Source organism: Lysinibacillus sp. NPDC093210 (genome assembly GCF_044753985.1).
In the GTDB taxonomy this organism is placed as follows: Bacteria; Bacillota; Bacilli; order Bacillales_A; family Planococcaceae; genus Lysinibacillus.
Window position 1 is genome coordinate 1 of sequence record NZ_JBIVOE010000019.1, and the last position, 5,810, is coordinate 5,810.

Here is a 5,810-nt window from a genome sequence, read left to right on the forward strand (position 1 = left end):
ACACCCGTTCCCATACCGAACACGGAAGTTAAGCTCTTTAGCGCCGATGGTAGTTGGGGGCTTCCCCCTGTGAGAGTAGGACGTCGCTAGGCACAAAAAGTAAGCCGAGGATTTAATCCTTGGCTTTTTTATAATGTTTCAAATAGCAGGATTACTTGTTTTCTTATAAATCAGGGAATGGAAGCTAGTATTTCATGTTTTTAATAGAGAAAGCGTTCCAGATGAGAAAGATTTTGAATGGATTAGGGAATCGTATTGAACTTGTCGTGAGATAGTTTGATAAAGGTTATAGAATTCAGCAAGACTATCCTAAGACTGATAAAAATCTGTGGCACCACTATTTATCCCATTTAGCTGTCACGTAACTTTCTTTGATCTTGACATGGATGGGGACATGCTGTTTTTTGTTTCGTGTCGATGAAACATAACTGATTTTGAAAATTTATCATTGGAAAATGTCCATTGATAGAAACAACTAAATTATTTTCCTTATTCATTCGTAATATCCATTTATTACACATTAAAGGTATAAAAAGGTCGTAAAATGAACTTATTTTGCGATGTTTCGTTCCTTACTATAGGACACTGTTTGCATGAAACTGTTACACAATGGTAAAATGGAATTTGAGACTCGTATAGGAAGTGAAAAATATTCATGGCAAACCTATTAAATAAATTATTTGATTTCAATAAACGTGAGTTAAAAAAATTAGAAAAAATCGCTGACCAAGTTGAGGGATTCGCTTCTCAAATGGAACAGCTTTCAGATGAGCAACTACAAGCGAAGACAGAAGAATTTAAAAAACGTTATGCAGATGGCGAAAAATTAGATTCAATTCGTGCTGAAGCTTTTGCAGTTAGTCGTGAGGCGTCGAAACGTGTATTAGGAATGTATCCTTTCCGCGTGCAAATTATGGGTGCTGCTTCACTTGATGAAGGTAACATTTCAGAGATGAAAACCGGTGAAGGTAAAACGTTAACAGCTACGATGGCAGTATATTTAAATGCTATTACTGGTAAAGGCGTACACGTTGTAACGGTCAATGAATATTTGGCAAGTCGTGACGCTGCTGAGATGGGAGAGCTGTATAATTTCTTAGGCCTTTCAGTTGGTTTAAACTTAAACAGCCTGTCTAAAGAAGAGAAGCGTGCAGCATATGATGCAGATATTACGTATAGTACAAACAATGAGTTAGGGTTTGACTATTTACGTGACAATATGGTGCTTTATAAAGAAGAGCGTGTTCAACGTCCGCTTCACTATGCTGTAATCGATGAGGTTGACTCAATTTTAATTGATGAGGCACGTACGCCATTAATTATCTCGGGTCAGGCTGGGAAATCAGCGCAGTTGTACAAGCAATCTAATGCCTTTGTACGCATGTTAAGTGCCGATACAGATTACACATATGAAGAATCAACAAAAGGCGTTACATTAACGGATGCAGGTGTAGAAAAAGCCGAAAAAGCATTCGGTATCGATAATTTGTTTGATTTAACACATGTACGTTTAAATCATGCCATTAACCAATCTTTAAAGGCACATGTGAGTATGCATAATGATGTTGACTATGTTGTCCAAGAAGGCGAAATTGTTATCGTTGATGGCTTTACTGGTCGTTTAATGAAGGGACGTCGTTATTCTGATGGTCTCCATCAAGCAATTGAAGCTAAAGAGGGCGTTGAGATTCAAAACGAATCAATGACGATGGCAACAATTACATTCCAAAACTATTTCCGTATGTACCAAAAGCTTGCGGGTATGACAGGTACAGCGAAAACAGAAGAAGAAGAGTTCCGTAATATTTACAATATGAGCGTTATTGCCATTCCAACGAATAAGCCAATTGCACGTGATGACCGCCCAGATTTAATTTTTGCTTCTATGGAAGGAAAATATAAAGCAGTAGCAGCTGATATTGCTGAGCGTCATAAGGCTGGTCAACCAGTACTTGTTGGTACAGTGGCGATTGAAACGTCTGAAATTATTTCACAGTTACTTGATAAACATAAAATTCCTCATAATGTACTGAATGCGAAAAACCATGAGCGTGAAGCTGAAATTATCGCGAATGCCGGTTCAAAAGGTGCAGTTACGATTGCAACAAATATGGCTGGTCGTGGTACCGACATTAAACCTGGTGAAGGTGTATTAGAAATTGGTGGTTTAGCGGTAATTGGTACGGAGCGTCATGAATCACGTCGTATCGATAATCAGCTACGCGGTCGTTCTGGACGTCAGGGGAATCCAGGGGTTACGCAATTCTACCTGTCGCTTGAAGATGAATTAATGCGTCGATTCGGCTCTGACAATATGAAGTCTATGATGATGCGTCTTGGAATGGATGATTCTCAACCATTACAATCGAAAGTAGTATCAAGAGCGGTAGAATCAGCGCAAAAACGTGTAGAAGGAAATAACTTCGATGCACGTAAACGTTTATTACAATATGATGATGTTTTACGTCAGCAACGTGAGATTATTTACAAAGAGCGTTATGACGTTTTAGAAACGGAAAATATGCGTGAGCTTGTAGAGTCGATGATTCAGGAAACAATCGATAATATTGTCGGTCTTTACACACAAGATGACCAGCCGAAAGATTGGAACTTAAAAGCGATTGAAGACTTTGTCGCAGCAAACCTATTAGAAGAGGGCACATTAAAAGTAGCGGACTTCCAAGGTAAATCTGCTGAAGAAATTAATTCGACTATTTCCGATGCTGTACACCAACGCTATGATGAAAAAGAAGAAGAGCTTACACCAGAGCGTATGCGTGAGTTTGAGAAGGTTATTTTATTACGTTCAATTGATACGAAGTGGATTGATCATATTGACGCAATGGACCAATTAAGACAAGGGATTCATTTACGTGCATATGGTCAAAATGATCCTTTACGTGAATATCAACAAGAAGGTTTTGCGATGTTTGAGGATATGGTCGCTTCAATTCGTGAGGATGTAGCGAAATATGCGATGAAAGCAGAAATCCGCAGTAACTTAGAACGTGAAGAGGTTGCAAAAGGTCAGGCTGTGAATCCGAAAGAAGATGGCTCGCCTGCACCGAAAAAACAACCAGTACGTAAGGCTGAAAATATTGGACGTAATGATTTATGTCCATGCGGTAGTGGAAAGAAATTTAAAAACTGTCACGGTGCAGGTCAATAAAATATGGAAAAGATCAATTCAACGAGAAGTTGAGTTGATCTTTTTTTTGCTTAGGAGGAAAATGGCTAAAATCTGAATTAATAGACAATAGCTAAATGAAAGTATACAATAATTGTAACAATAGGTATTTAGTTCAATGAAAGTAATGAGTATAGCAAATTATTTAAATAAATAGTAAGACACTTTCATATGAATTTACTTTCTTTGACAAAAGGGGAGGTGAATTTATGCGTTAGTCGGACCAAATTCTCGAGTAATGTAGTTTTAGCAGACGTGCTCGAGGAAGTACATAGGTATACCAATAAACATGTACATTCCTTTTTAATTCACATGATAAATCTGATTTAAAGGAGGAGTAATCATTGCATTATAATTGTGAAGACATTATGAGTAGTGAAACAATGTTGTATATGCCTGAGTATGATGCCTTTGGAAATTTATGTACAAGAGTAATTGAAAGGGACTATCAATATATATCCAAATTATCCCCTACGAGACTAATGGATTTTAATCTCCGCTATTTTGGTTCGAGCTTACGAGGGGCCTTTGATGGCTCAAAGATGATTTTAGGTAAGCTCAATAAAAATCCCATTGTTGTCCATGAACGGTTTAATATTTTGTGGTTTCCAAGTAAGTCACCGTTACATCCAGAGTGTATCTGGTTTGCTGTCCATCATATAGACGATTATATTGCTGTTGGTAAAAAGCAAACGAAAGTTGTGTTTATGAACGGTCAAGAAATTATTGTGGATGTGAGTCCGAAAGCATTTGAATATCGTATTCAGAGGGCTTTTTTATTAAAATATAAGCTTGAAAAACGCACGAAGCATTTACTTGTGCAGTTTGATCGTGTCAAAGTATTTCAACGAATGGCGATTCGTTCTAAGGCAGAAGATGAAACGAAAAAGGATGAATGCTAGAAAACCGTAGCTATTCCATGAAACGGTTAGTATTACTGTTATTCTCGATTGTAGCGAAATATCCAATGAGTGCGAGTACTTTTAAGATTTTATAGCTTTTTTGAAATACAATTAATAAATACAGAGGGGTGTAGGCTTTGATGATTTATTATGAAACGATTTGTATTTGCTGTAAAAAACAATTTAAGCTTTTAGAAGGGACTAGGAAATATCAGCTTTATAAAGTGAATCGTAATAGACGGTTGACATGCGAGCATTGTGACCAAAAAATTCACGCTGAAGCCCGTAAAAGCTTACTCGGAAAACTTAATTAGGGAATAATATACCTTTGAACATAAAAAATAGTAGTGTAAGCTAAGTGCTTTGTACTACTATTTTTTTATGTATCATGGAGAGGGCATATTGAAAAAAGTATGTTTTCCGCTTTAAAAACGCTATAATAGAATAATACGGATTTTACATGTACTATCCATTAAATATGTTCGGAGGATTTAGCAATGATTGAATTAGCAGATGTACGTAACGCGTTAGATACTACAGCCAAAAAATTGGCGGACTTTAGGAGGTCTCTTTGACTTAGAAAACAAAGAGGCACGTATACAAGAATTAGATGAAATGATGCTAGAGCCAGGCTTCTGGGACGATCAACAAGGAGCACAGGTAGTCATTAATGAAGGTAATGGCTTGAAGGCAATTGTTAATGAATATAAAGAGTTAGTAGATACACATGAAAACTTAGATATGACACTAGAGTTATTACGTGAAGAGCCTGATGAAGAATTACAAGAGGAGCTAGGCAATGAGCTTGTAGAGTTCCAACAAAAAATGGGCGATTTTGAATTGCAATTACTTTTAAGTGGTCCATATGATCAGAACAATGCGATTTTAGAGCTGCATCCTGGTGCTGGTGGTACAGAGTCTCAAGACTGGGGTTCTATGTTACTTCGTATGTATACGCGTTGGGCTGAAAAACGTGGATTTAAAGTAGAAACAGTCGATTATCTTCCGGGTGATGAAGCGGGTATTAAATCCGTAACTTTATCTATTAAAGGACATAATGCTTACGGTTATTTACAGGCTGAAAAGGGTGTACACCGTTTAGTACGTATTTCACCGTTCGACTCTTCTGGTCGTCGTCATACATCATTCGTTTCATGTGATGTTATGCCTGAATTCGATGACAATATTGAAGTAGACATTCGTACTGAGGATTTAAAAATTGATACGTACCGTGCAACAGGCGCAGGTGGTCAGCATATTAATACAACGGATTCCGCTGTTCGTATTACGCATATTCCAACTGGTACTGTCGTTCAATGTCAGGCAGAGCGTTCACAAATTAAAAACCGTGAAAAAGCAATGACGATGTTAAAAGGGAAACTATATCAATTAGAAATTGATAAGCAACAAGCACAACTTGATGAAATTCGTGGTGAGCAAAAGGAAATTGGCTGGGGCTCTCAAATACGCTCATACGTATTCCATCCATATTCTATGGTTAAGGATCACCGTACAAGTGAAGAAACAGGGAATGTAGGCGCAGTAATGGACGGAGATTTAGATCCATTTATTAATGCATATTTACGTTCTAAAATTGGATAATTAATAAAAACCTCAGAGGCGTACGTGAAGTGACCCCTAAAAGTTAGACACGGTTATTTCATTTAGGCAGCTTGGGTAAACTGAGTTCGGTATTGTACCGGACTCAGTTTTAATTTTGC

Annotated in this window: 3 protein-coding genes and 1 rRNA gene; all 4 read left to right on the forward strand. The window is 37.5% G+C overall.

Annotation, left to right across the window (positions count from 1 at the left end; genetic code table 11):
• Positions 1-92: ribosomal RNA gene (gene rrf, locus ACIP9C_RS23020) — 5S ribosomal RNA — on the forward strand; the annotation flags it as partial.
• A 563-nt stretch (positions 93-655) separates the two neighbouring features.
• Positions 656-3,169, forward strand: coding sequence for a preprotein translocase subunit SecA (gene secA, locus ACIP9C_RS23025; protein ID WP_401015182.1), 2,514 nt, complete (start codon positions 656-658; stop codon positions 3,167-3,169).
• A gap of 362 nt (positions 3,170-3,531) precedes the next feature.
• The gene (locus tag ACIP9C_RS23030) at positions 3,532-4,089 is read left to right on the forward strand and encodes a competence protein ComK (RefSeq protein WP_401015185.1); all 558 of its coding nucleotides are present in this window, start codon (positions 3,532-3,534) and stop codon (positions 4,087-4,089) included.
• Between the two features lie 497 nt (positions 4,090-4,586).
• Positions 4,587-5,691 (forward strand): peptide chain release factor 2 gene (gene prfB, locus ACIP9C_RS23035; protein WP_401015187.1). Its coding sequence is split into 2 segments (ribosomal slippage): positions 4,587-4,661 and positions 4,663-5,691, totalling 1,104 coding nucleotides; the frame shifts between segments, so codons are not numbered across the junction.
• Positions 5,692-5,810 lie beyond the last annotated feature (119 nt).